Annotated in this window: 23 protein-coding genes and 1 tRNA gene; 9 read left to right on the forward strand and 15 right to left on the reverse strand. The window is 55.1% G+C overall.

All coding sequences use genetic code 11. The features are described 5' to 3' along the window. Positions 1 to 107: 107 nt before the first annotated feature. The gene (rpiB, locus tag AC1DFB_RS05095; RefSeq protein WP_480922253.1) at positions 108 to 557 is read left to right on the forward strand and encodes a ribose 5-phosphate isomerase B; all 450 of its coding nucleotides are present in this window, start codon (positions 108 to 110) and stop codon (positions 555 to 557) included. Here the strand turns inward: rpiB and AC1DFB_RS05100 are convergent. Beyond that, positions 554 to 901, reverse strand: a complete 348-nt coding sequence (locus AC1DFB_RS05100) for a TfoX/Sxy family protein (protein ID WP_480922254.1) — start codon at positions 899 to 901, stop codon at positions 554 to 556. The two genes, rpiB and AC1DFB_RS05100, sit on opposite strands and share 4 nt — an antisense overlap. Before the next feature lie 92 nt (positions 902 to 993). On the opposite strand from AC1DFB_RS05100, the gene AC1DFB_RS05105 reads away from it, so the two are divergent. Continuing rightward, positions 994 to 2,217, forward strand: coding sequence for a cytochrome P450 (locus AC1DFB_RS05105; RefSeq protein WP_480922255.1), 1,224 nt, complete (start codon positions 994 to 996; stop codon positions 2,215 to 2,217). Between the two features lie 35 nt (positions 2,218 to 2,252). Here the strand turns inward: AC1DFB_RS05105 and AC1DFB_RS05110 are convergent, their stop codons facing one another. From AC1DFB_RS05110 to AC1DFB_RS05150, 9 genes are all read right to left on the reverse strand, one after another. Then, complete coding sequence (locus tag AC1DFB_RS05110; RefSeq protein ID WP_480922256.1) at positions 2,253 to 3,659, reverse strand: sensor histidine kinase; 1,407 nt, start codon at positions 3,657 to 3,659, stop codon at positions 2,253 to 2,255. Then, a complete protein-coding gene (locus tag AC1DFB_RS05115; RefSeq protein ID WP_170393316.1) occupies positions 3,616 to 4,296 on the reverse strand; it encodes a response regulator transcription factor in 681 nt (226 codons plus the stop codon). The genes AC1DFB_RS05110 and AC1DFB_RS05115 overlap by 44 nt, the downstream gene beginning before the upstream one ends. A gap of 163 nt (positions 4,297 to 4,459) precedes the next feature. Then, positions 4,460 to 5,896: a Do family serine endopeptidase gene (locus AC1DFB_RS05120; protein WP_480922257.1), complete on the reverse strand. Its 1,437-nt coding sequence runs from the start codon at positions 5,894 to 5,896 to the stop codon at positions 4,460 to 4,462. Between the two features lie 747 nt (positions 5,897 to 6,643). Then, the gene (locus tag AC1DFB_RS05125) at positions 6,644 to 7,258 is read right to left on the reverse strand and encodes a nucleotidyltransferase family protein (RefSeq protein ID WP_480866672.1); all 615 of its coding nucleotides are present in this window, start codon (positions 7,256 to 7,258) and stop codon (positions 6,644 to 6,646) included. 31 nt (positions 7,259 to 7,289) lie between these two features. Next, on the reverse strand, positions 7,290 to 9,707 hold the full coding sequence (locus AC1DFB_RS05130; protein ID WP_480922258.1) for a GcvT family protein: 2,418 nt from the start codon (positions 9,705 to 9,707) through the stop codon (positions 7,290 to 7,292). A gap of 105 nt (positions 9,708 to 9,812) precedes the next feature. Continuing rightward, on the reverse strand, positions 9,813 to 11,120 hold the full coding sequence (locus tag AC1DFB_RS05135) for an HlyC/CorC family transporter (protein WP_170393312.1): 1,308 nt from the start codon (positions 11,118 to 11,120) through the stop codon (positions 9,813 to 9,815). A gap of 63 nt (positions 11,121 to 11,183) precedes the next feature. After that, entirely contained in the window at positions 11,184 to 12,140 is a 957-nt protein-coding gene (locus AC1DFB_RS05140) for a site-specific tyrosine recombinase XerD (protein WP_480922259.1), read from the reverse strand. A 2-nt stretch (positions 12,141 to 12,142) separates the two neighbouring features. Further along, the gene (locus AC1DFB_RS05145) at positions 12,143 to 13,669 is read right to left on the reverse strand and encodes a hypothetical protein (RefSeq protein WP_170635616.1); all 1,527 of its coding nucleotides are present in this window, start codon (positions 13,667 to 13,669) and stop codon (positions 12,143 to 12,145) included. Next, on the reverse strand, positions 13,659 to 13,808 hold the full coding sequence (locus tag AC1DFB_RS05150; RefSeq protein WP_170393309.1) for a hypothetical protein: 150 nt from the start codon (positions 13,806 to 13,808) through the stop codon (positions 13,659 to 13,661). The genes AC1DFB_RS05145 and AC1DFB_RS05150 overlap by 11 nt, the downstream gene beginning before the upstream one ends. Before the next feature lie 79 nt (positions 13,809 to 13,887). Here AC1DFB_RS05150 and AC1DFB_RS05155 point away from each other — a divergent pair, with 79 nt between their 5' ends. Both AC1DFB_RS05155 and aroB read left to right on the forward strand, forming a co-directional pair. After that, the gene (locus tag AC1DFB_RS05155; protein ID WP_170405283.1) at positions 13,888 to 14,475 is read left to right on the forward strand and encodes a shikimate kinase; all 588 of its coding nucleotides are present in this window, start codon (positions 13,888 to 13,890) and stop codon (positions 14,473 to 14,475) included. Continuing rightward, entirely contained in the window at positions 14,475 to 15,587 is a 1,113-nt protein-coding gene (gene aroB / locus AC1DFB_RS05160) for a 3-dehydroquinate synthase (protein ID WP_480922260.1), read from the forward strand. Before AC1DFB_RS05155 ends, aroB begins: the two co-directional genes overlap by 1 nt. 3 nt (positions 15,588 to 15,590) lie before the next feature. Here aroB and AC1DFB_RS05165 read toward each other — a convergent pair whose 3' ends face one another. Continuing rightward, complete coding sequence (locus AC1DFB_RS05165) at positions 15,591 to 16,661, reverse strand: site-2 protease family protein (protein WP_170405290.1); 1,071 nt, start codon at positions 16,659 to 16,661, stop codon at positions 15,591 to 15,593. Positions 16,662 to 17,411: 750 nt separating this feature from the next. Here AC1DFB_RS05165 and AC1DFB_RS05170 point away from each other — a divergent pair. The 5 genes from AC1DFB_RS05170 (at position 17,412) to AC1DFB_RS05190 (ending at position 20,102) form a co-directional block, all read left to right on the forward strand. Further along, positions 17,412 to 17,505 (forward strand) — tRNA-OTHER (locus AC1DFB_RS05170). A 133-nt stretch (positions 17,506 to 17,638) separates the two neighbouring features. Further along, complete coding sequence (locus AC1DFB_RS05175) at positions 17,639 to 18,697, forward strand: hypothetical protein (protein ID WP_480922261.1); 1,059 nt, start codon at positions 17,639 to 17,641, stop codon at positions 18,695 to 18,697. Beyond that, on the forward strand, positions 18,690 to 18,854 hold the full coding sequence (locus AC1DFB_RS05180) for a hypothetical protein (protein ID WP_170334772.1): 165 nt from the start codon (positions 18,690 to 18,692) through the stop codon (positions 18,852 to 18,854). Before AC1DFB_RS05175 ends, AC1DFB_RS05180 begins: the two co-directional genes overlap by 8 nt. Before the next feature lie 144 nt (positions 18,855 to 18,998). Further along, positions 18,999 to 19,310, forward strand: coding sequence for a hypothetical protein (locus tag AC1DFB_RS05185; RefSeq protein WP_480922262.1), 312 nt, complete (start codon positions 18,999 to 19,001; stop codon positions 19,308 to 19,310). Positions 19,311 to 19,505: 195 nt separating this feature from the next. Next, a complete protein-coding gene (locus AC1DFB_RS05190) occupies positions 19,506 to 20,102 on the forward strand; it encodes a hypothetical protein (protein WP_480922263.1) in 597 nt (198 codons plus the stop codon). A 190-nt stretch (positions 20,103 to 20,292) separates the two neighbouring features. Here the strand turns inward: AC1DFB_RS05190 and AC1DFB_RS05195 are convergent, their stop codons facing one another. The 4 genes from AC1DFB_RS05195 to AC1DFB_RS05210 all read right to left on the reverse strand — a co-directional run bounded on the left by AC1DFB_RS05195 (position 20,293) and on the right by AC1DFB_RS05210 (position 26,003). Continuing rightward, complete coding sequence (locus AC1DFB_RS05195) at positions 20,293 to 21,021, reverse strand: hypothetical protein (protein ID WP_480922264.1); 729 nt, start codon at positions 21,019 to 21,021, stop codon at positions 20,293 to 20,295. 297 nt (positions 21,022 to 21,318) lie between these two features. Continuing rightward, on the reverse strand, positions 21,319 to 24,174 hold the full coding sequence (locus AC1DFB_RS05200; RefSeq protein ID WP_480922265.1) for a type I restriction endonuclease subunit R: 2,856 nt from the start codon (positions 24,172 to 24,174) through the stop codon (positions 21,319 to 21,321). Then, a complete protein-coding gene (locus AC1DFB_RS05205) occupies positions 24,171 to 24,794 on the reverse strand; it encodes an abortive infection family protein (RefSeq protein ID WP_480922266.1) in 624 nt (207 codons plus the stop codon). The genes AC1DFB_RS05200 and AC1DFB_RS05205 overlap by 4 nt, the downstream gene beginning before the upstream one ends. Before the next feature lie 12 nt (positions 24,795 to 24,806). After that, positions 24,807 to 26,003 (reverse strand): restriction endonuclease subunit S, encoded by a 1,197-nt coding sequence (locus tag AC1DFB_RS05210; RefSeq protein ID WP_480922267.1) that lies wholly within the window; start codon positions 26,001 to 26,003, stop codon positions 24,807 to 24,809. Positions 26,004 to 26,008: the final 5 nt, after the last annotated feature.

The raw sequence follows: 26,008 nt of genomic DNA on the forward strand, positions 1-26,008 counted from the left end.
ATCCTAGCTTTGGGCCGTACCCCATATCGGGTGCGGCCTTTCTTATGAGGGCAGGGCTCAAGAGTGTTTGTCCGCATTGCTTTAGTCGACAGGAGCGAAATGCCGTCATGAGCACGAACAAACGCATAGTTCTTTCCAGTGATCACGCTGCAATCGACCTCAGGCAGGCTATCTCTGCTTACGTTGAAGCCCAAGGTTGGGAGGCCGTAGATATCGGCCCGACGACTTCGGAAAGTACGCATTATCCCGAACACGGAGCCGCCGCCGCGCGCCTCGTGGCTTCGGGTGATTGTCGCTTTGGTATCATCCTGTGTGGCACCGGGCAGGGCATCATGATGGCGGCGAACAAAATCAACGGCGTCAGATGTGGCGTTTGCAGTGATGTCTTTTCGGCCCAGATGATCCGCCAGCACAATGACGCAAACATGCTCTCGCTGGGAGCGCGTGTTATCGATGAAAAGCAAGCACTGGAAATCGCGGCTGCTTTCCTGACATCCGAATTCGAAGGTGGTCGCCACGCAACGCGGGTCGACATGATCGGGGCGCTCGAAGCCTAGTCTGCCGCCAAATCTTTGGCTGAAATTCGCACGCCCAAAGCATCAAGATCGACAATCATCTGATGCTTTGGCGCTATGCTGACTCCGGCTTTGATCGCATCGAACCGTTCGCGCAAGGCCTTCTTTTCCTCGCCCTTGCAGTCATTCCAGGGTCGGCCTTGCAAGCCCATGACCAGTACATAATAGCCGATGAAATGAGGGCGCGTTCCGGCCTGTAGCAGGCGCGTATAAGCCTCGTCTGCTCCCAACGCTCGCAACTCCTGAGCTGTCATAATGCCCGCACGTGCGCAGGCTTGCTCGAATGCCGGGCCAAGATTGCGGATGGAGGAGATTGGATCAGACATGCCTTGTCTTATCCCGCCCGATGCGGCCTGTCACCTGCTCTAGGTTGTTTGCAGCTTCCCTTTCCGCTACCCAAGCGTTGGAGGGGTCAAGAATGAACGATCTAAGCCTAGAGAATGTCGCGCAAAATCTGGACCTGATGAACCCGCCCGAGGGGTTTGTCGATGACCCGTTCCCCTTTTACGATGCACTGCTTGAGCATGCGCCAGTTCTGCGCCAGCTGGACGGATCCGTGCTGTTGTCGCGCCATGCGGATCTGGATGCCATTTATCGCAACACGACGCTTTATTCCTCGGATAAGGAGGCGGCGTTTGGCCCTAAATTTGGTGTTGGCTCGCCGCTGTTCGAACATCATACAACGTCATTGGTGTTCTCCGACCCACCGCTGCACACACGCGTGCGCAAGATCATGACCTCAGCCCTGACGCCCCGAGCAATCGCGCGGATGGAGCCGGGTCTGATCGAAACAGTCGATGCACTGCTGGATGACATGGCGGGCAGGGGGCAGGTTGACCTGATCGCGGATTTTGCTTCGACCATTCCGATCCAGATCATCGGCAATCTGCTGGATGTACCGATGGATGAACGCGCGCCTCTGCGCGATTGGTCACTGGCCATCCTTGGTGCTTTGGAACCCGCTTTGACAGAAACTCAGCTGGAAAAGGGCCACACTGCGGTTCGAGAATTCAAAACCTATCTTCAGGATCTTGTTGCCCGTCGTCGCGCAAATCCGGGAGATCCGGAAACAGATGTTCTGACGCGTCTGATCCGAGGCGAAGGCGCGGACGAGATGCTGAGCGAGATTGAGCTTCTGCAAAACTGCATCTTTATCCTGAATGCGGGTCACGAAACGACCACCAATCTGATCGGCAATGGGCTGGCGCTGCTTCATGACTATCCAGAACAGCGCCAAAGTCTGTTGGACGATGGCGAATTGATTGCTCCTGCGGTCGAAGAAGTCTTGCGCTTTCGATCACCCAACCAATTTGGCAACCGGGAAACCACGGCGGACGTCGAAATCCGAGGACATCAAATCGCTAAGGGAACGAACCTGCATCTCTGTATCGGGGCAGCGAACCGTGATCCCGAGGTGTTTGCCGACCCGGCGCGGTTTGACATCACGCGCAAGCCGAACAGGCATCTGGCCTTCGCGGGCGGACCGCATGTCTGCGTTGGCCTGACCTTGGCGCGTCTTGAAGGTCGCGTTGCACTGGGGCGGTTGCTGAATCGGTTTCCTGATTACCAAATTCAGGGGAAGCGGGTGCAGGGTGGTCGCATTCGCTTTCACGGATACGCCTCGTTGCCTGCATTAGTATAATATATTCAACCTACTACTGGATGATCTTTATGTAATCAGGAATTGCGTGACAGCTTCAGAATTGCCTCAAGCCCTGGTTTCCGGTTACGCGCCAGAAAAGAGCCGCCGTGCATATGCGAAATTGCCGCCACAAGCGCGAGCCCAAGCCCCGCATTGCGTTCGGTTCGGGCGGGATCGAGCGTGACAAATGGCATCTGCAATCGGGGCAGATCGCTTTCAGGTACGCCGGGGCCTCGGTCACGAACGCTCAGTAACGCATAGTCGCCGTCGTCTCGAATTTCGATGGTGATCACCGTGCCGGGCGGGGCGTAGCGCATAGCGTTTTCAAGAAGGTTCGACAGCGCTTGAGACAGCAGTGGGCGATGGCCTTGGATAGGGTCCGCGTTGCCAACGACCTCAAGTCTGATGTTCTGATCAGACGCGACGGGTTCGTATAGCTCAACCACATCACCGACCAGTTGCAGTAGTTTCACCGGCTCAAATTGTTCGCGACCTAGACCGGCCTCGGCGCGCGAAATCTCGGTCAGTTGGCTGAGAACGCGCAACAAGTGATCAATCTCTCCGGTCGCGCGCGCCATGTCGATTTCGCGATCTTGATCGCTTTTGCCGGGCTCGGCCAGGGATTCGACCCGTTGCCGCAGTCGCGACAGCGGGGAGCGCAGGTCATGGGCAATCGAATTGGAGGTTGTGCGCAGGTTGCTGATCAGTTCTTCAATACGATCCAGCATGTTGTTCAATGTGCCCGCGACCTGATCGAATTCATCGCCTGTACCACGTAGTGGCATGCGCAGAGCCAAATCGCCGGAAACGATATTGTCGGCTGTATTGGCGATGTCTTTCAGTCGTGAAAACACCAGCCGGGTCAGCAGCCAGCCGGTCAACAAACTCAGCGCCAACGCCGTGGCAAGTGCCAGCGCGACAGACCGGAACAGAACCCGGTCGAATTGCTGTCTGGCCAATGAATCACGCCCGACAAGCAGCCTCTCACCACCCGGCAGCCGGACTGAAGCGGCAGAGATCGGGACATATTGATCCGTATCTTCTTTGCGAAGCTGAAGATCGACCCAGCCGCTGCCCGGAGTTATCCCTTCCGGCCAATGCGTCAGGTTGCCCGCCAGTTTCGTGCCTTGCCGACCTGTCAGCAGGTACAAGGCATCCCGCTCAGCCGCTGTCGGCAAACGGCGGTCGATGGCAGAGATCAACCCGATCATGCCACGCCGTTCATATTCATCTGCGAGGCCCGTAAGCTCGGCCTGAACGACCGAACGCGTCTCGCCTGAAATCGTGCGATTGGCCGTAAAATACACCATCGTCAGAACGGTCGCCGTCAGCAAAGTGCTAAGCACCATGCTGGCCAGAACCAACCGAGTACGAGAGTTTTTCAGCGACAGGCGCAGGTTATCCATCCGAAACCATGTATCCGGCGCCTCGGACTGTTTCAATCACCGGGTCAGCTCCGTCTTCATCAAGTTGGCGGCGCAGTTTCGAAATATGGACGTCGACCACGTTGGTGTTCGGGTCAAAGTGGTAATCCCACACACCTTCAAGCAACATCGTGCGCGAGACGACGCGGTTTTTTCGGCGCAGAAAGAACTCCAGAATTTGAAATTCGCGCGGAGTCAGGGTGATTTCACGACCGTTGCGTGTGACCTTGCGGGTCAACAGATCCATTTCGAGATCGCGGCAGGCAAGGGTCGGCGTTTCTTCGGCTTCTTGCGGTCGACGCAACAGGGCTTCGATCCGGGCATGAAGTTCCTGGAATGAAAATGGTTTGACCAGATAATCGTCTGCGCCCGCGCGGAGGCCTTTGACTCGCTCGTCCACTGCACTCATGGCGGTTAACATCAGAACAGGTGTTTTCAACCCAGCCGCACGCATTGACTTAATCAGTGATAACCCGTCCAGCCCGGGAAGCATTCGGTCCAGTACGACCGCATCAAATCCGCCGTCAGTTGCGTGGTACAGGCCTTCGCGGCCATCTGATGCGACTTCGACAACATAGCCTTCTTCACCAAATCCCTTGGCAATGAAGTCCCGTGTGTCTTGGTCATCTTCAACGATCAACAAGCGTCTGCTCATGGTCAGGGCTCCTTCCCAATGGGATTTAAACACACATACTCTTTGAAAAAAACATGCCGGGTGCAAAGGTGCACCCGGCTGTTCCGGCGGCACGTGGACAATCCGTGCCTGCCAGAATAAGCGCTCCAGATTTCCCCATCATGTGGCGCGCTTAGGTGTAGGGTTAGGCGATTTCGACCGCGACGAAGATCTGGTTGCCACCGCGATTGATCAAAACCAGAGCTGGATCCGTCTTTTCGTTCTCCAGCGCTTCTTTCAAAGCGTCTGGCGTAACGGTATCCAGATTGCCCAGTCGAACGATCACATCACCACGTTGCAATCCGGCCTTGGCCGCAGGGCTTTCGGGCTCCAGATCGGTGACAACAACACCATCGACGTTCTCGGCCACGCCAATCTCGGCGCGGGCGGTTTCGGTCAGCGGTGCCACGGTTACGCCCAGCGACGTACCTTCGAACTTGTCTTCAACCACGCTATCGGTCGCCGCCGAGGCTGACTGATGCTGACCGATTGTCAGTTCGATCTGTTCTTCTTTGCCATTTCGAAGAACAGTCAGCGTGCTATCAGTACCTACCTTGGTCGTGCCAACCAGGATCGGAAGATCGCTACTGGAATCAACGGCTTCGTTATTGAAGGTCAGGATCACGTCACCTTGCTGCAGTACGCCATCGGCCGGGCTGTCAGGTACAACATCCGATACCAGCGCACCTGTTGCCGTATCGATACCCATCGCAGCAGCCAGTTCGGGGCTGACATTCTGGATCGACACTCCCAACCAACCGCGGCTGACCTCGCCGTCATCGCGCAGATCAGCCGTGATGTGATCTACAATATTCGAAGTCACCGCAAAGCCGAGTCCGACTGAGCCGCCGCTGGGCGAATAGATCGCCGAGTTCACACCGATCACCTCACCATCCATGTTGAATAGCGGACCACCCGAGTTGCCTTTGTTGATAGCAGCGTCGGTCTGGATGAATTCGGCGTAGGGGCCTTCCGAAATATTGCGCCCCTTCGCGGAAACAATACCGGTCGTAACGGTTGCATTCAGGCCAAACGGGTTGCCGATGGCGACGACGTCTTCGCCTACGCGAATGACATCGCTGTCACCCATTTGAACGGCTTGCAGGTCTTCTCCTGCGTCGATTTTAAGCACGGCGATGTCCGTAAGCGGATCTGTACCAACGATTTCAGCTTCGAATGTGCGGTTATCGCTCAGACGTACGGTCACTTCGCTGGCGTTGTCGACAACGTGGTGGTTGGTGACGATGTATCCCGCCTTATCAAGTACAAAGCCTGATCCCAAACCCTGGCTGGGGCCTCGCTGCGGCATGTCAAATCCTTCAGGACCGCCGAACCGTTTAAAGAACTCGCCAAAGGGATGGTTTTCGAGGTCAAACTCCTGACCTTGTGTGGGGCGTGGTTTGGCATCTTGCTTGGCGGTGATCGTGACCACCGAAGGCGAGACGGTTTCGACCAGATCGGCCAGAGCCTCGTCTGCCATTGCGGGCAGGGCGGTAGTGGCCATCATGGCCGCGCCCAGTGCGGTAGCTCCCATCCAGCTGGATGTGCGTGGAATAAGCAGTGAGGATTTACGGATGCTCATTTTGACTCCTGTCTATTTCGGCGGTTGATCCCGCGCATTGAGACAGGAGATGCACTGGCAACCTTGGGATATCCTGAGAGAAATATTAAGAAACCTTAATTTCGCCACGTTTCGCCGCTTTAATGACTCCGTTCAACGTGCTCGGGTAGCAAGAATCAGCTTGGGTGCTATGTGGCAGAATCGGTGGATTGTTGCCGATAAAGTCAATAATTTCGAAAAAGCATTGAATTGATTCATTTTTGTTAACAAAGAAACGACGCTTTTGCGGTCTCAAAAATACTTCTCCTAAAAGTTGCGTGAGATGGAGTGTTCAAATTTCGAACACGCCCGTCGATGCCTTTGAAATAGGTAAGTTAGCCGTATTCTAAGTGCGCAACTGACGGAAACTTCTGGAAAAAGTATAAGTCGATGCAACCATTGGTAGAATCCAGAGTGTTGCAATGTTGCTCAAAAGCCAGTGCGCCTGCGCTGAAATTTACCATTTCATCCAATTTTACATTGTTTGAACGCATCGGATCAGCGACATTGGAGTTGCCCAAGTGAGGGGGGCCTTAGGCACTAGGGGGTGTCAAAGGCGCATCTCAGTCTCCATAGCGCTGAGCGGCATGTTAACGAGGGGGTCTTGTTTAGGTTCAGCAGCACAACGTCGGGAAGCCTGATTGGCGATCTGACCGCGCTTTAGAGATTGGTGAAAGTGGTAGTCCTGTTTTTGGGCATGCGACCCGGTCATTATTGACCGGGTCGCGTTTATTTGAGGGGCTGCTTTTGCGGTCGGCCCGCATTCCAACGGGTCCAATCGGCGGGTGTATCCAAATCAAGCAGCGCATTCTGGGCGGGCAGGCGATGCAGATGAACCTTGCCCTTGTAGCGTTGCACGACAATCTGCGCGCCGCTGTCACCGTTCAGTTCCGAAAGCTCTGAAAATAGAGAGCGATCAAACACGACAGGATGGCCGGGAGCGCCTTCGTCAGTAGCCCCACGCCATATCAGATTGTCAGGGTGGGTTTTGACTGATCGGAGAACACTGTTCAGGTCTTGGGTTGTGAGGTCCGGAAGGTCCGATAACAGGATCATGACCGCAGGTGCATTTGCTGGAACGGAGGCCATTGCGCCTCTCAAACTGGCATTCATGCCTTCTTGCGCATTTGGGATTTCGACCAGTTGAACATCGAGGCCCTGTAGCACCGTATATCGGGGATGTGGGGCCGGGGGCAGGGCGATGATAACTTGACCTGCGGCAAGCGCCCGCTGAGCCACTCGGCGCAGAAGCGGCACGCCTTCAATCGGTTGCATTAACTTATCAGCACCACCCATGCGGCTGGATTGCCCGGCAGCGAGCAGGATGATGGGAATCTGGGTCATTTCGCAAGCATGCCGTCGGTGGATTAATAAGTCATCCCCGCATTCTTGCGCCATCGGGATCGAAAAGTGGGGTCGTGATGACACGCGCTTTGCGCATCTGACCTAGAATTTCAATTTCGACCGCACGTCCCTCGGTGGCCTGTTCAGTCGGGAGGAACCCCATGGCAATCGACTTGCCCGCAAAGTGCGAATACCCACCAGATGTACAGAAGCCGACAACAACGCCGTCTAACCAGATCGGTTCGTACGCGTTTACATCTGCATCTGCCGCGTCGACCTCAAAAGCCACCAAGCGGCGATCAGCGCCAGATGCGCGCTCGGCCTCGGCCGCTGCTCGGCCTATGAAATCGCTGCTCTTGGAGAATGAGATAAACCGATCCAACCCGGTTTCTGCCGCTGTATAGTCGGGTGAAAATTCTCGCATCCACGAGCCAAAGAACTTGTCCAGACGCAGACTCATCATTGCGCGCATGCCAAATGGGGTCATGTCATGAGCTTGACCCGCTTGCCACAAACTCCACCAGAGTTGCCGTTGGGCCATTGGGTCGCAATAAATCTCATAACCCAGATCGCCGGTATAGCTGACACGCTGAACGATGCAGTCCGTCATGCCAAGTGTCATCTCGCGCACGTCGAGGAACCTGAGCGAGTTGACTGCTTCTCGGGTGCAGGCCGACAAAACCTCGGTGGCCTTGGGGCCTGCGATCTGAAACCCATTCAACCGGTCGCTGATGTTCTCGATGCCCACGCCATGGTCCTGGTTTTTCAGGAACCAGCGCATATGAAATGCCTGACTGCCGTAGGAGGCGGTCAGGTGAAACAGGTCGTCGCCCAAGCAGGAGACGGTGAAATCGCCGATCAGCTTACCTTTGTGCGAGAGCATTGGCGTCAGTGAGACGCGCCCCGGTTTGGGTATGCGCCCCGCCATGATGCGATCCAGCCATGCACGGGCACCGGCGCCAGTGATGCGGTATTTTCCGAAATTGTGGACTTCGTTGATCCCAACACCTCCACGCACGGCACGAACTTCGCGGCCGGTGGCCTCAAAGGCGTTGGAACGGCGGAACGAGGGTGTCTCGAAATCCGGTTCATCGCCTTGGGCAAAGTAGTTTGGTACTTCCAGCCCGTATTGCTGCCCCCAAACGGCACCGAGATCGCTGAAGATGTCGTACATTGGTGTGGTTCGGTTGGGACGCGCTGCAGGCAGTTCCTCGTTCGGATAAGCGACGCTGAACCGCTTCTGATAGTTCTCGATCACCTTGGGGCGCGTATAGCCCGGGCTGATCCAATCGCCAAACCGCGCCACATCCATGGCAAACACATCGCGTTCGGGTTCGCCTTCGATCATCCATTGAGCAAGGGTCAAGCCAACACCACCGCCTTGGCTGAAACCGGCCATGACACCGCAGGCTGACCAGTAGTTCCGCACGCCAGGCACCGGACCGACCAGAGGGTTGCCATCCGGGGCAAAGGTAAACGGCCCATGGATGACGGATTTGACACCCGCCTCAGCGAGAACAGGGAAGCGTTTGTAGGCGAATTCGATGCTATCGGTGATCTTGTCGAAGTCATCGGGCAGCAATTCATGGCCAAACTCCCACGGGGTGCCGTCGACCGCCCAAGGCTTGCAGGGCTGTTCGTAGAAGCCGATGCACAGTCCACGCCCTTCCTGCCGCAGATAGCTTTCGCCAGCGGGGTCCATCACATGCGGGTGTTCGCTACCTGCGTCGATGATGGCCTCGATCTCGGGTATGTTATCGGTGACCAGATATTGATGCTCCATCGGATGCAACGGGAAATAGATCCCGGCCATCGCACCGACCTCGCGCGCCCACAATCCGCCCGCATTGACGATATGTTCGGCGTGAATTGTACCCTTGTCGGTCACCACGTCCCAAGTTCCGTCCGGGCGCTGGTTGGTCTCGCGCACCATGCAATGTGTTTCGATCGTAGCCCCGCCCATACGCGCGGCCTTGGCGTATGCGTGTGTTGTACCCGACGGATCAAGGTGCCCGTCCAGCGGATCATACAGCGCACCAAGGATGCCATCGGTGTTGGTGATCGGAGCAATTTTTTTGATCTCCTCAGGCCCGACGATCTCGGTCTCAAGACCCATGAATCGGTGCTTGGCGCGTTCGGCAAGCAACATGTCGAACCGGTCTTGATTGTCGGCCAGCGTGACGCCGCCGACGTGGTGCAGGCCGCACGACATGCCCGTGATCTCTTCCAGCTCTTTGTACAGCCGGATGGTATAGCCCTGCAGGGCGGCCATGTTTGTGTCACCGTTCAGGGTGTGAAACCCGCCCGCCGCATGCCAGGTCGAACCGCTGGTCAGCTCAGACCGTTCCAGCAGCATCACATCCGACCAACCGAGCTTGGTCAGGTGATAGAGGACCGAGCATCCGACAACGCCGCCTCCGATAACTGCGACACGGGTGGTGGTTTTCACGATGTTTCTCCCTCGGCTTTTGGCCGAGCCTGCCGAGGGCTCTGGCGTATTACTGTTCCGTTCGCGACACCGCGCGTCGTTTGCTGAATACGCGCGCTGTAGGGCTTAGAGAGGACGGACCTTGAGGGCCGTGATCCTGTTGCCTTCGCGGGCCGTGACCTCAAACCGGAAACCGTGGAACGAGAATACTTGGCCCACAATGGGGATCATCTGAGCCTCGTGGATCACCAAACCGGCCAGCGTGTTGGCTTCTTCATCCGGCAGCGACCAGTCAAGCGCGCGGTTTGCGTCGCGGATGGTCATCGCGCCTTCGACCAGATACTGGCCGTCGTCAGATCGGGTAACGGGGACATCTTCGTCGATGTCGAACTCGTCTGCGATCTCGCCCACGATCTCTTCCAGAATATCTTCCAGCGTGATCAGTCCGCGCAGCGATCCGTATTCGTCGACAACCAAGGCAAAATGGCTGTGCATCCTAAGAAACTCACGCATCTGGTCGTCCAGGGTGGTGGTTTCGGGCACGAAATAAGGATCGTTGGCCACCTTCGCGATGTCGAAATTCTTAAGCCGCTCTGGGTCACCATCCGCGCCACCTACCTGCGCATACATTGCGCGAAACAGGTCTTTGGCGTGCACCACACCCACGATGTTTTCCTGTTCCTCACGGAACACAGGCAGGCGGGTGTGCGGGCTTTCCAGACATTGTTTCAATATCGCTTCGGGTTCGTCATCCGCATCGATCATCTCAATATTCGAGCGATGAAGCATGATCTCTTCCACTGCGCGGTCGCCAAGATCGAGCGCGCCCAGAATACGGTCGCGATCTTCTTTTTCGACCACACCTTCGGAATGGCCCAGTTGCAATGCGCCAGCGATTTCTTCACGGACCGCAAGGATGTTGCTATCAGGGTCGATCTGTACGCCGAACAGGCGCAATACACCGCGCACCAGCAGTCGGACGGCAGCCACCACCGGAGAGAACACCGTTACGACGACGCTGATAACGGGTGCCACCAAGGCGGCGGCTTTTTCGGCGTTGGTAATCGCGTAGGTCTTGGGCAGCACCTCGGCAAAGATCAGCACCAGAAGGGTCATCACGAGCGTCGCCAGCGCCACACCGCTTTCGCCGAACAGGCGGGTAAACAGGGCAGTCGCCAACGAAGCGGCTAGGATGTTGACAAGGTTGTTGCCGAGAAGGACCGAGCCGATCAGACGTTCGTTATCATCGGTGATTTCCAGCGCTTTTTTCGCCCCGCGCGAGCCTTTGTCAGCCTGCGCTCTCAGCTTGCCGCGCGATGATGCGGTCAACGCAGTTTCGGAGCCCGAGAAAAAGCCCGATAGGACAAGGAGAAGAAGAATGGATCCTGTCGTGATCCAGAATGCGCCATCAAGCAGAGAAGGAGTGGGTTCCATTGGTCCTAGGTTGTTCGTGTTGCTGCATTCGTTATGGGGGTGCGGGCCCGGCCAATCAAGGGGTTAGCCCTGATCTGTGGTGTCGTCTTTAGCCAGCGGGTGGTGTTCCAACACCAGTTCCGACAATCGCTCATCCAGAACATGCGTATAGATCTCGGTCGTCGCCACATCTGCATGGCCCAACAGCGTCTGGATCGAGCGCAGATCCGCGCCATTGGCAAGCAGGTGCGTCGCAAACGCATGGCGCAGCGTGTGAGGTGTGACTTTTTCAGGCGAAACACCGCCTTCGACGGCCAGTTCCTTGACCAGCAGAAAGAAGCGATGCCGCGTCAGGTGCCCGGATTTCCCGCGCGACGGGAACAGGAAACGTGACGCTTGCCCCCCTTTGGAAATGGCTTTTTCCTCCGCCGTATCGCGGGCTTTCAGCCAGTCAGCCAACGCCTCGCGGGCAGGGGGGGACAGCGGAACCATCCGCTCTTTCCCGCCTTTGCCGAGGACCAGCAGCATGCGGGGATCACCTCTGGCTGAACCGACCGGCAGCGATACCAGCTCTGTCACCCGCATCCCCGTCGCATAGAGCAGTTCCATCAGGCACGTGTTGCGAATTCTGTCTGCGTCGGAACGGCCCGTGCGCCGCGCTGCTGCAAGCAGGTGGTCAACTTCGGGCACGTCCAGTGTTTTTGGCAATCGCTTGGGGCGCCCTGGTCCCTTGATCTGGATGGCCGGGTTGCTTTCGCGCCAGCCTTCTTCGAAAGCAAATCGGTACAATTGTTTGATCGCCGACAACCGCCGTGCCCTTGTCGAGCGCGACAGGCCCTGCGCATCGCAATCGATCAGGTAACCTTCGATCCGATCGCGATCCGCTTCGGAAAAGCCCGATTTCCGACGCGTCAACCAATCAGAGAAATCTTTCAGATCCCGGCCATAGGCGAGCAGGGTGTTGGTGGCGGCGCCAAGCTCAGCAGCTTGCGCTTCGAGGAAGGTGGAAATCCACAGCTCCTGAGACGCGGGCGCGGTCATGCTCAAGCCCCGTTCAAGATCATCAACTGCAACGCGGCCCGACGTGCGGTGTCTTCAAGACCCACGCGGCGGAACGCAGCGATTGCAGCGGTCAGGTCGACCAGATTGCCGCGCGCGCCATGGGCGAACAATTGCATCGTTTCCAGAATGGCTTCGCCCAATTGATCGTTGCTCAGAAGCCCGTCGATATCCGAAGGGATGGGCGCGGACCAGGCAAAGCCCTGCGAAATGGCATCCGCCAGAGGGGTTGGCGACGGCGCGCGTTGCGGATCGCCCTGTGCCAGGGCGGCCAGAAACATATTCGCATCGGAACCTTCGGGCACATCTTGCGCCGCGTCTTCATAAAGCTCGGACAACAGCAGAATACGCCACCGCAGATTCTCGGCGGCCGAACCAGATAGTTTCATTGCTGCCAGACGCGGGGCAAAAAGTTCGGCAAACGGAACCTCAAGCCCGACTGACTTCATCTGGGCCCAAACCTCAATTAAAGTCTTGGAAACCGCATCGGGATTTCCGGTTCCCAATGCGGTTTCGAACCGTTGAATGGCTGCCACGCGATCCCACACGGCGCCCGAAGCAGCCGGCGAACGTTCGGTATACAGGCCAAGCAACTGATTGGGTGTCAGCGCCCCAATCCGCGTCAATCGTTCAGCAGCTTCGACCTGGGCTTTCCAGCCCGCCACATCGCGCAGATCGGCATTGGCGAACGCCCGTGGCAGCGAAGCCGTGGGCAAACGTTCACCAATGGCTTCGAACAGACGGAACGTAAGCGGATTCGGGTCGTCGGGCTGAGGAAGATACTCAGCCCCTTCGAACAATTCCGGGCTGAGAAAGCGATCGAGCAACGCAAGCTGGTCTTCGGGCAGCACCTGCAGCGCATGAGCGGCTTCGAGTGTCAGCGCAGCTGACGCCCAATCTCCACGACGGGCCTTGCAGAATATTTGCGCTGCGTAATCCCGAGACAAATTCGGCTGCGCGATCAGCGCCGTACAACTCCGGTCTTCGTCACCCGTCAGCAACGTCGCATCGAACCAGCGTTTGAAACGAGCTTGCGTATCGGTCGGACCGGCCAGCTGAACCAGAGATTGTACCGGATCGGATGCGCCCAATTGCATAAGGCGGTCCAGTCGCGCCATCAGCAATTTGTCTTCTGCCTGTCCTCCGCTCGGGGGACGTGCCTCGGAAAGGAGCAGGGTGAACAGCAGCCGTTGCATAGCGGGGTTGGACTTGACCCGCACCTGCGCGATCAGTTCCGCCAAGCGATCTGCATCGCTGTTCTGCCACAAGTTGACCGGCAGACCCGTGACGGAAGAGGCCACCAAACCCAGCGGTGGCGACAGCGCCTCAAGCGGGGTGACCTGAATATCCGGCTGCAACCCTGTCTGGGTCACAGGCGGTTCCATCAGCACTGTGCCCGGCAGATTTTCTGGGGGGTCGGTCAGCCAGTCAATGATCGACAAGGGCTCCGTCGATTGTGCCTGCGCAGTTCCGGCCAGAAAAAACGCCAGAAGAGTGGTTCTAGTCGGCATTCAAGATGACCGGTTCGCGGACTTCACTTTGAGGAGCGGAAAAGTCCGCACCAAAAAACGGCCCGACATAGGCATACCCAACCAGCCCGATGAAACACAGGCAGATGAGGTAAATCAGGAACTTGATCAAACGGCCCATGGGTGAACGCTGCCTCAATTTTTGCTTTTGCCCAAGTTATAACTAGCATTTTTCTTAAGATCACGTCATTCACGACGAAATGAGCGAAATTAAGCATAACACGGTGCGTTCCGACACAGCGGCGCAATTTCAACTGCACAAAACCGTCGTTTTGGTCGGAATGATGGGGGCTGGAAAGACTGCGGTGGGCCGGGCTCTGGCGGCTCGGCTCGGCGTTCCCTTTCTCGATAGCGATTCCGAGATCGAATCGGCGGCCAACATGACCATCCCCGAGATCTTTGCCCGCGATGGCGAGGCGTTCTTTCGCAGCAAGGAAAGCCAGATCATCGGACGGCTTCTGGATGAGGAAAAAGGCATCCTGTCGACCGGAGGCGGCGCGTTTCTAGCAGAAGGCAATCGAAATATGATCTCAGACCGCGGTGCATCTGTGTGGTTGCGGGCCGATCTGAACGTGTTGTGGAATCGCGTCAAACATAAAGACACGCGCCCGTTGCTGCGTACGGCAGACCCGTATGCAACGTTGCGCGGTTTGTACGAGGCGCGCGTGCCGATCTATGAACAGGCCGATCTGGTGGCTGACTCAGATGGCGAAACCGCAATCGAAGATATGGTGGATCGGGTGATTGCCGCATTGGTGACGCGCCCTGATATTTTGGAACGAATTTAATGCATCAAACCGTACATGTTGATTTGGCCGAGCGTTCTTATGATGTAGAGATCGGCCCCGGCCTTTTGGCGCAATCTGGGGAACGGATTGCTCCACTGATAAAGCGTAAGCGTGTCGCGGTTCTGACCGATGAGACTGTCGAGGGCCTGCATCTGGATGCACTGCGTGAAGGCCTGGCCTCAGCCGGGATCGAGATGAATGCTCTGGCACTGCCAGCGGGTGAGGCCACCAAAAGCTGGCCGCATTTTGAGCGCGCGGTAGAATGGTTGCTGGCGGAGAAGGTCGAACGGAACGACGTCGTCGTTGCGCTAGGAGGGGGTGTGATCGGCGATCTGGCGGGATTTGCTGCAGCAGTGATGCGGCGCGGGGTACGCTTTGTTCAGATACCGACTTCGCTGCTGGCACAGGTCGACAGCTCGGTTGGCGGCAAGACTGGGATAAATGCGCCACAGGGCAAGAACCTGATTGGAGCGTTTCACCAGCCGTCACTGGTGTTGGCCGACACGGACGTGCTGGGTACGTTACAGACGCGGGACTTTCTCGCTGGATATGGCGAAGTCGTCAAATATGGACTGCTGGGCGATGCCCAGTTCTTTGAGTGGCTTGAAGATAACGGGCCTCTGTTAGCATCCGGCGACATGGCTGCGCGCGTGCAGGCCGTCACACGCTCGGTTCAGATGAAGGCCGATATCGTCGCGCGCGACGAGACCGAGCAGGGCGACCGGGCGCTGCTCAATCTGGGTCATACTTTCTGCCACGCGCTTGAGGCTGCAACCGATTATTCTGATCGATTGCTGCACGGTGAAGGTGTCGCCATCGGCTGTTCGCTGGCGTTTGAAACTTCTTCTCGCTTGGGGCTTTGCCCGCAAGAAGATCCAAGCCGTGTCAGGGCGCATTTGCGCGCCATGGGCATGAAGACTGATCTGGCCGATATTCCGGGTGAATTGCCGGATGCAGAAACGCTGGTCGATCTGATGGCGCAGGACAAAAAGGTCATGGATGGCCAGTTGCGTTTCATTATGGCACGAGGCATCGGACAGGCCTTCGTCACTTCAGAAGTGCCGCGCGAGACAGTGGTCTCGGTGCTTGATGATGCGCTGGCCGCCTGCTGAGATTCAGCGCCCCTGGATTACCATCAGCTCGCCGATGTTTTCGCGGGTGATATAGCCAACCATGTGTCCCGATTTGGTACAAACAGCAATTGCGGGTGCACCTTTATGCAGGCCATTCAGAACTTGATCCAAACCGCTGGTGAGCGCGACTTGTGGTATGTCCTTATCCATAATCGACGCTGCAGGCTCGGATCGGGGATGGTCGCTTGCTAACGCTGCGAACAGTCGGTCACGGGTGACAAAACCCAAAAGGCTGCCATCCTCGGCCAAGACCGGAAACTCGTGCTGGGTCGTATGAATGACCGCTTGAGCCGCCGTCGCCAACGTATCATCGGGCGACAACGCCTTGAACTCGGTGATCATCGCATCCCGGGCCTTCACACGCCGCGCAACCGAACGTAGCGCAACGTCTTGGTTTTCGGAATTCGCGGCAATGAAGACAAAGACGGCGATCAGAACCAGTATCGGGTTGCCAGAGGTCAGCCCCAGAAAACCAAGCCCGACCGCTACGATCTGACCGCCAAGGGCGGCGATCCGCGTGGCCTTGGCACGTTCCATCTTCATACATAGCAAAGCGCGGAATACACGCCCGCCGTCCATCGGAAATGCCGGGATCATGTTGAAGGCCGCCAGCAGCAGATTCACATAGGCCAGACGGCTCAATAGGTTCGTGCCTGCCGAGTCGATCTGGGCCAGCGATCCAAGTTGTATCCCCGCGCCTAAAACCACGAGGATGGCCCAGATGACGACGTTTACGGCCGGGCCTGCTAAGGCGACCCAAACCTCCTGCATCGGTTTTTCTGGCATCCGCTCAAGACGTGCCAGTCCACCGATTGGCAGCAAAGTGATATCAGGGGTGCGAATCCCGTATCGCTTTGCCATGAGCGCGTGACCGAATTCATGCGCGACGACACAGGCAAACAAAGCCAGAACGAACAGGATGTTGTTGAGCGCAGCGGGCCAACCGCCGCTGGAATACGCTGCAAAACCAACCCAGGCGAGCAGCAGGAAGAAGGTGACATGGACCCTCAGTTCCGAGCCGAGCAATCGGCCAAGTGAGAAGGACCATGCCATGTTGTTTCTCCGTTTGGTTTAAAAGGGTTAAGGTAACAAAAAATTCCACCAACTGTGTGACTGAGTGCAGCTATAGTCATATGAATCCGCAACTTGTCGCGTTCACCGTTTAGCATAAATCAACTACCTTAATTAGAAATGTCGATTTTTAGTCGAATTTTGGTCCTGTACACAACGACGACCACGATAATCAACATTTTGCAAGCGGGAGTACCGAGACAGGTTTCCTACATACAATAGATAGCCGTATGAAAGCTGCCGAGGAGAAGGAGCGAACTTCAAGGCATTAAAAACATCTATAACTTGGTAGTTCGAGTGAGAGTTGGCAGGGGGCAGTAGTTTCTCCATTTTTCGAAAGATGCAGATCAATGCTGCCGCTGAGGTTTGGTCAGATCAAGACTTTTGTATTTCTCCAGAACAGAGCGCACCAAACGCAGATCAAAAGACGCGCGGCGGTTCAGAGCGAGTTGTCGACGGAGCTTCTGGGTTCGACTCCGGATCACAGGGCATCGAATCGCTTCGCGGTCTGAGAGCTACCCGACGCTGTACTGACCCGTATAATAGGATGCTTCATTCCTTTTGGCACACGCGAAGCTAGAAGGTTCCCAGAACTACGCGGTGAATTTCTAGGTGCAGCACGCTCTGTCTTGACATGGTTATGCGAACTGGTTCAGCTTGCGGTCATGACGTTCACACGCATCCACTGCCAGCGAATATCGGCCTGAGGTTGATAACCCACGCGAAATCCGCGGGAGGCAGCATTGGTATGCGGGCGAGGCTTATATCCTTGTAATTGCTCCAGATTAGAGTGCACGAGTCGGTTCGATTCCGACGCCTCCTACCATCCTCAGGAGGAGTCCGATATGGCGGGCGATGCTACTAATTCAATTGATTTCAACGACATCAAGCAATCGGTCGAGGAGATCCCGGGAGGGGTCTTCCATCTCAACAAGCCCAAGTTCTGGAGAATGTGACTGATGGATGATGTCGAAAAGAGCTGGAAGGAATTCCGAGAAAAGGTTCGAGGTGTGATCGAGGACCATGGAGCTCCAGATGATCTCCGCTCATTTGACGCCTGGTACGCCGAAGAGATGCGTTTGGTGATGGCGCACAACTACCCAGCTCCGCACGTCTCTGACGTCACATGGTCGACCGAGGGTCTGCATGTCGAGTGTGATGGCCGTGAAGTGGTCGACCGTATGATGACTGCTATAGCGGAGGTTTCACACGATCTCAAAGAGGCGCGGGCCCGGAGGTCAGTGATGAGCAGTGTTGTCGACTGGAATGATATTCATGGAAGCGTCTTCAAGCAGCTTGGTGAGTATCGTGCCGGGTGGGCGGAGCAGCTTACACTTGCACTTGAGAAAGTGAAGAGGTTGATCGACGAGCAGCCCGACCTGTTTGGTGATGAACACCCGTCCATCGTTCAGATCAAACAGAAATGGGGAGGCTTGCGCGTCTATGAGGGCCCGGGCTGCAACCAGGCTACGAGTGAAGAGATTCAATGGCGTGTCGATCAGATTGAGCAAACCTGTGAAGGTTGTTCTAATTCTGCCCAACGCCAGAACGTCCTTGGGTTTGTGACGACGCTTTGCAGCTGGTGCTATAATGATGCTCTGCGGCGGCGATTTGAGGGCGCCGAAGGATCCTGGCCCGACAGCCTGAGGCTGGACATTGTGGAAAACTATCCAGACCTCGTTTCTCCAGATTGCGCATCTCTTGTTCCTGCTGTCGGAAAGGGCTGGCTCGTCGTGATTTCGCAAGCACTCCACAAGCTTTCCTTCAGTCAGGATTTCAGGGCACTGGACCTTGGAACTATTCAGATCTCGGAAATTAGGAAAGGCCAGGATGGCAAGATATCCATCGGTTTCAGTCGATACCACGATCTCATTCAGGAGTACGCTGACTGGATGGAATTTCGATGCGGTGTGACGTGTGAAGAGTGTGGCCACGTTGGTGACATCGTTCGGACAGCCGACGGGTCTCAAGTGCTCTGTTCTCACTGTTACTGTACTCGGGAGAAGTCTGATGGGTGATGACGACGACGTTGAGCTGGATGAACAAACCTTGCGTTTGCTTAGGCTTCGGGAGGCTGAAATTGCGGCCGGTCGAGCAAAACTAACCAAGCCGATTACCTCGGATGAGATCCGGTCGCGAAAGGTGCCTGATCCGAAGGGTAAGCCAGATGAGTGACGAGTCTACGGAAGAGGAAATTCCAATTTTCGTAGTCTGCGAGACTTTGGTGAACGGCAAACTTCGAGAGATTGAAGGAAAAGAGATCACCGTAAAACCAAACAAGATCTTAGTCTTGACGATCAGTGTCGAGGATGTTGAGCGATGACAGATGATTTTTCAGAAGAAGAGATCTTCGGGCGCCCGTTACAGGATGTTCCTCTGGATGACTTGATCGCAGAGTTGCAAGCTCGTCGCAAAGAGGGTCCGGAGGTCTGGCTTGCATTGCGCAAAATGATTTTCGAGCAAATCGCCGATTTTGCACAGCGTCCGGCCGATGCGCCCAAATGGCGGGATGAATGGGTCAAAGAGAACACCTGGGATCTAGTGACTGAGGACGATGATGTCGAGATCACTGATGGTAGCGGCAACGTGTTCGACGACCTCGGGATCGAAGACCCAAGGAAGAAGACTTAGTGATGGGGGCGGAGCATATCAGCTTGATCTTATCCGCCGTGATCATAGTCGCGTTGGCGATCTACGTCAGACACATCGTCCACACTGCTGGAAAAGATCGCGAAGTCGATCCAGAGCGAGTTAAAAGGATAATGCGAGATCTGGACTACAGCCACCTGGACCGAGTGATGAACCGGCGAAGGAAGGGGTAGTGGGATGTTGAAGGTGGTTGTCTATGTTGGTGATCAAGAGGTCGCCCGAGCTGTGGCTGAGAACGATTCAGAACTCGCGGACGTTTCTGATTACAATATTCGAATGAGCGAACGGGCCGCTGAACAGCTGGGCATTCAGGAAAAAGGCCTTGGCGGCAGAATAGAAGACCACCCACGAAATCAAACTGTTTGGTCGCTTGTTCGCAAGATCGCAGACATGTGGCTGCTAGGAACCGGAGTGGATAAGGAAAGCGCTCAGGCAAAGCTGCTGCCGTTGATCCGCGAGTCCATTCGCGAACCAGACGAGAGGATCGAAAAGGAATTGAACCAGAGCGAAGATTGGAATGCTTTGATCAAGCAGATTTCCGATGACGAGCCGTATTCCCTGGGCTTCTACGCTGACAAATTTGAGTCGTGGACAGCGGACGAGATTGAAGCTCTTCGATGTGATGTGGTTGAGACAGCCACAGAAGAAGAACTCATGGCCGAGGTCGAACGCCGGCGAAGAGCTGGTCTACTGCCCAAGGAGCCCTCGAATGATGGCTTCTCAGATCTGGTTGAGGATCTCTGGGGCAAACTCGATACAGACCCAGACCGCTAGTACAGCTTACCTGCCGCCATTACCCAATATTGAATATCAGAAGTCTATGGCGACTGTCGTTGTAGTAGTGCGTGCTTCTTCTAAGCGCCTCTCCTGCTAGGAACCAAAGCGCCCCGGAAATGAGAGCCAAGATGCACCTAACCGCTTGGCTTCAGTCGTCTTCGAGAGCCTGTTCTCGGTGCGTGAACTCTCAATGCTCAAGCCAACCTAGGCACTGAACTAGCTTGCCCCAAGTTTCCCCAAAGTCATTGCCAGGGATTTCCAATTTCAAGTAGGACCAAGTCTGCAAAATTGAGTGAATTTGTTGATCGCGATCATATGGTACTTGGTATGATAATTCAAAAAGAACCTGCCGAATTCCATGCTCAATGAAACCCAAAGGGTACTGACTGTTGGAATCCTGCGAAGGGTTCCCCCAATCAAGGAGAAGGCGATAAGCAGAGTCTCCGAAAATTGGATTTCTGCTTTGCTCTAAAGCGCTTAGAAGGTCAGCAATGCATACCAACTCAAATTCGTAGATATCTTTTTCAGCGAAGCGGCAGACAGGGCTTCGGTTGTGCCTGTTTTCGTAACCTCCTTGCTTCCAAAGAGAGGCAAGCTCCAGCATTCTTGACTTTGACAACACCGTAGGCGAGGCAAAAAATTCGAATGCAGTGTTGACGCCTTGCCTGTCTTTGATTTTCTTGTTTGGCCGAGAACGGCCAAAGATTTTGACCAGCCGAACACTTTCGGACACGTATACAGGTTGTTCTGTAATCGCGCCCCAAGTCCTGGCTTCGCCAGCAAGGCCAGATGCGATTTCAGACAGGACACCGTTGATCGATATGTTTCCTTCGTTACGTTTTACACGCGCTACAACAGCTTTTGCAGCGTCTTTCAAAGCGCTTGCATTGGTAATGATGATAGGCTCTTTGTCCATTTCTTCGCTCCTCGGCTACCATTTCAGCATGGCCCTCAGCTGCATGGATAAGGATTGAAGAATGCGAGTGATTTCGCGTCAGACTGCGCAGATCCAAATCGGGCCAAGGACTCTGGACAGAAAAGTGCTGCCGGCAAGACTCGCAGGGATCGGCATCGGCTCGGTTATGTATCGCCGATTTGTAGCCAGACGACAAGCCATCAACAAGCCACCTAAACAGAAGCGTACGCGGCCACTATCAGTAGTGCTTCGAAAGTCTGTTCGATGGTAAGCTGATCGAAAATCCCAGCATCGCAGTTAATCAACTCCGTCAATAAAAGTCTCCACGAAGGTTTTGATTTTCTCGATCACCCGGTCTGCAACGCTACGACGCTCTCGTAGGCCAGGGCGCTTTTCCATAATCCCGATAACGTCGTCGCGCATTGGGGTCTTCTCGGTGAAGAGATAGGTTCCAATAACCTTCTCAAGGCCTTCTTGCTTGAGGCCTTCGTCCTCGCTCAGGTTCGCGATAGCTTCCTGTTTTCTTGCCTGCCAGTAGCTATCAAACTCCTCACCAACATCGGCGCTTGCCGGCAGGTCAGGGAAGTGCTGCGAGATGAAGCGTTCGATAAGCTCTTTCTTGCTACGGAGCTGAGCCTCGGTATCCAGCACGTCCATGATGCTCTTGCGAGCCTTGGCCTGTTCTTCAGGCTTCTTGTTCTGCATATCGCGTAGCAGATTGATGATGTAGCTGACGTTGATTTTGTCGCGACTGATGAGCTCGACCTCGAAGTCCAGGTCATCAAGGATCGAAACCTTCTCTTTTTCTTTTTCGCTGCGAACCTTGTCGTAAAGGTCAAGGTACTTGCTGCGGAAGTCCGCGAAGGTCTGTTCATCAAGGGGCAGGGTGGAGAAGTCGAATTGCGTGAAGCAATCCAGCACGTTCTTCACTCGGATAAGTTCACGGAAGGCTTGCACGAAAGCGGCTTCATCCTCTTCGGTGAGGAGTTCATCCACACTCTCGACGGTCGGCGTGATGGCAAAGAGCTTTGCGGTCGCTTCCTCGAACTTCTTCACATAGTCCTCGTAGGGAGCGAGGATGATTTCCTCCTGCGCGTTCTTGTTCGCGAAGAGCTCGATGGCCTTGTCAGTCGCAGGCTTAAGGTTGCGGAAGACTACCACATTCCCCTGGGATTTCTTCGCGCCCATCGTCCGGTTGGTGCGGGAATAGGCCTGCAAAAGACCGTGGTACTTGAGATTTTTATCGACGTAGATCGTGTTGAGTGGCTTGCTGTCAAAGCCGGTGAGGAACATGTTCACGACGAGTAAGATATCGACCTGCCGCGCTTTCATGCGCTTTCCGACATCCTTGTAGTAGTTGTAGAAAAGCTTGCTGTCCTTGGTCGAATAGTTAGTCCCGTACATCGCATTATAGTCGGCAATGTACTCGTCCAGCTTCTCCCGGCTGTGCTTGTTCACCGGGCGGCTTTCATCCGGCAAGTCATCTGCATCACCAAGCCCATCGGCGTCGGCATCTTCCTCGTTGGCTTGGTAGGAGAAGATGGTCGCGATCTTAAGGTTGTGCTCTCCCGCATCCTTCTTTGTTTTGAAGAGCTCGTAGTAGGCGATCAGGCTCTTCACGTTTGAGACGCACATGATGGCCGTGAACTCGCGGCTATGCGTCTTCCGGTCGTGGTTCGCGATGATGTAGTCTACGATCTTCTCGAGACGGGCAGGGGCCTCCATGACCTCGGCCGTGTCGATAGCTTCGACCTCGATGTCCTCCACCTGGTCCTTGCGTTTCACGGTTCGGATGTACTCGACTGAGAACTTCAGGACGTTCTCATCTCGGATGGCATCGGTGATGACGTAGCTATGCAACTGGTCTCCGAAGAGATCTTTTGTCGTTCTTTTGCCTTTCACAACCCTCCCATCGGGCATCGTGTAGGCATGCGTTCCGGCGTTTTCTAGGAAGATAGGCGTTCCGGTGAACCCGAACATCTGCACGTTATCGAAGTAGTCTGTGATCCGCTTGTGGGTCTCTCCGAACTGGCTGCGGTGGCATTCATCGAAGATGAAGACCATGCGCTTGTCCTTGAGCTTCTCCATCACCTTCAGGTGCCGCTCTTTGCTGATGGCGGTATTGAGCTTCTGAAGCGTGGTCACAATGAGGGGAGTATCGTCCGCGAACTGGTCCACCAGCTTTTTCGTGTTGTTCGTGGCGTCAACGCTTCCTTCTTGGAAGCTGTTGAACTCCTTGATAGTCTGGAAATCGAGGTCTTTGCGGTCCACGACAAAGACCACCTTATGCACCTTTGAGCTCTGCGTGAGTATCTGAGCGGCCTTGAAGGACGTGAGGGTCTTTCCTGAGCCGGTTGTGTGCCAGATGTAGCCGTTCTTCTGCGTGTTCGCGACACGCTCCACAATCGCCTCAACCGCATAGAACTGGTAGGGACGCAGCGCCATAAGCAGCTGGTCACTCTCATGCAGCACGATGTACTTCGTAATCATCTTCGAGAGCTGGCACTTCTCGAGGAAAGCCTCCGCAAACTCGCTGAGCTGCGAGATTTTCTTGTTCTCTTCGTCTGCCCAGAAAAAGGTCTGCTTGAAGTCGCGCCGGTTCACCGGGTTGTTCGCGTAATACTTGGTGTTGACCCCGTTGCTGATGACGAAGAGCTGAATGTAGCCAAAGAGCCCATAGCCTGCTGAAAAGCTGTGCCGGTGGTAGCGATTGGTCTGGTTGAAGGCCTCTTTCATTTCGAGGCCACGGCGCTTGAGTTCGATTTGCACGAGGGGCAAGCCGTTCACGAGCAAGGTCACATCATAGCGGTTCGTGTACTTGCCGGTCATGGTGACCTGATGCGTTACTTGGTACTGGTTCTTGCACCACTGAATCTGGTTGATGAGTTCGATATAGCCGGTCGTTCCATCGTCGCGGGTGTAGTCCACCTTGTCGCGGAGAATCTTGGCCTTCTCGAAGATGTTTCCGCGAGCGAGCTTGTTGAGAACTTGCCGAAACTCAAGGTCTGAGAGGAGCAGCTTGTTGTGCTTTTCCAGCTGACGCTTGAGATTGACCAAGAGGTCATTCTCATCGGCAATCGTCACCTTGTCCCAGCCCAGGTCTTCAAGCTGCGCGATAAGGGCGTTCTCTAGTTGTTGCTCTGTCTGTGTCATTCTTCTTCAGGGTTAAACTCTAAAAGGAAGTCACCAAGCTCGATCTCATAGGTTTCAAATTCTTGGTCGAAGAGGGCTCGGCTGTACCGGATATTCCCAGGGAGCGGGTTCTGTTCGTCAAGAAAGTCATTGAACTCGGGATGGTCCTCATACTCCGTGACCTCGTCTGCGAGCCCGTCCAAGCGGCGCAGCATGTAAGTGCAAATATTGTCCGTGATCCCGACAATCAGGTCGGCAAACTCTGCGTCGTTCACTTGCTCCTTGAGCGAAGCACGACCATGCCCGATGTCGCAGTGCTCATTGCGCACCTCACCGATGTAGTGAACCACGCCAGAGAGCCGCTTACACAAATCTGCGTCTGAGAAGCCACGACCCTTCTGAAGCTCTGAAAGCGCCCGCTTCACAAGCGCCTGAAACTTCTCATCGTTGTGGCTATCAAGAGGCTCTTGATTGAGCAAGTGTAGCGAGAGCTTTGAAATACCCTCGATAAGGGCTTTGCAGGTCTCAATCGAGATGTCTGGCTTCTCGTCGATGTAGCCTTCGACTAGATCCAGGTGGCTATGGTAGTAGTCGAGCCGGTGGCGTTTAATCCGTTGGATTTCGTTTTTGAGCTTTTCCATAGGTCGGGGCGCCTACACAAACATCTGTTGCAGGAGGCCCTGCTTGAAGCTGCGGGCGTGGGTCAGCTCTTGACCGATCAAGTCGATCTTGCGGTCGAGGGCAGAAAGGAATTCCGCGATTTTACGCTGCTCGTTGGGGTGAGGGAGAGAAACGGGTAGCTTTTCCAAATCACGCTTTTGGATGTTTGGTAGGCCTGATCCAACGCGTAAAGCCATTATGCTCGACTGAGCATTCTTAAGGAACTGAAGCAAATATTCAGCAGGCGAGGAGCTATCCTTCAATGGTAGCGCGTAGCAGTGCCCACCAAGCCAAAAATCCAGGGGTTGCCAATCGACATATCCGCAGGAGTTACCTCCTTCACTGACGGTTATGACGCGGCCTTTCATGTTGAACGTATCTGTGTATCCAGAAGCTGAAATTCCTCCGTTGATAACCGGATACTCAGCACCTTCAATCATATCATCTCGATTAAGCTGTTGACCCTTCTTGATAGAAACGATCTCCCCCAGCCGACTCTCCTCCCAGTCTGGGAAGTCGTTGCCGCTGCCGTCCTTGAAGCGGATTTGTTGGGAAAAAAGCTGCTGCATGCAGCCTTTCTTGTAGTCCTCCAGCAGGCACCTGTTTTCAACCAGTTGAGCGATCTTCTTATCCACCACACCAAGAAATCCCGCAATCTTGCGTTGCTCGGGGAGGGAGGGCGCCAAGGTAACCGGCACCGCTGACAAAGATTCCTGCCCGACATTGTAGCGTGTGCTCCCACCGCTGCGCGCCGTCATATCTTTGCGCACACGCGAGGTTTTCAGGAGGTTGTGAAAGTACTCTGGTACGATCTCTGTGATGGGTCTTCCGCGAATAACAAAGCCACCGAAAGTAGCGGTCGATTCTTCATCTAGATAAACGTTGCTTTGCCCGACTTCTTCGCGTGTTTCGGAGCTACGTTGGAATAGAATATCACCATATTTTACTTCGTTCTTTTCGAACTCTTTGTCAGAGATTTCGACGCTGCCGATGATTGCATCTGATGTAATCGGTTGATCGGAAATGATATCCAACACGTTGATGAACTTACGCCCGCGTCCATAGGCTGACTTGTCAGCGTTCACTCCATTCTTAAACGTGAAAAAATCTCCAAGGGTCTTGCTTCCCCACCCTTCTTTAAACCCCGGAAACCGAAGCTTTGGCACGTTCTGTTGATCTTTCTGTGTCATGGGTG

The organism is Ruegeria sp. S84, assembly GCF_056583445.1.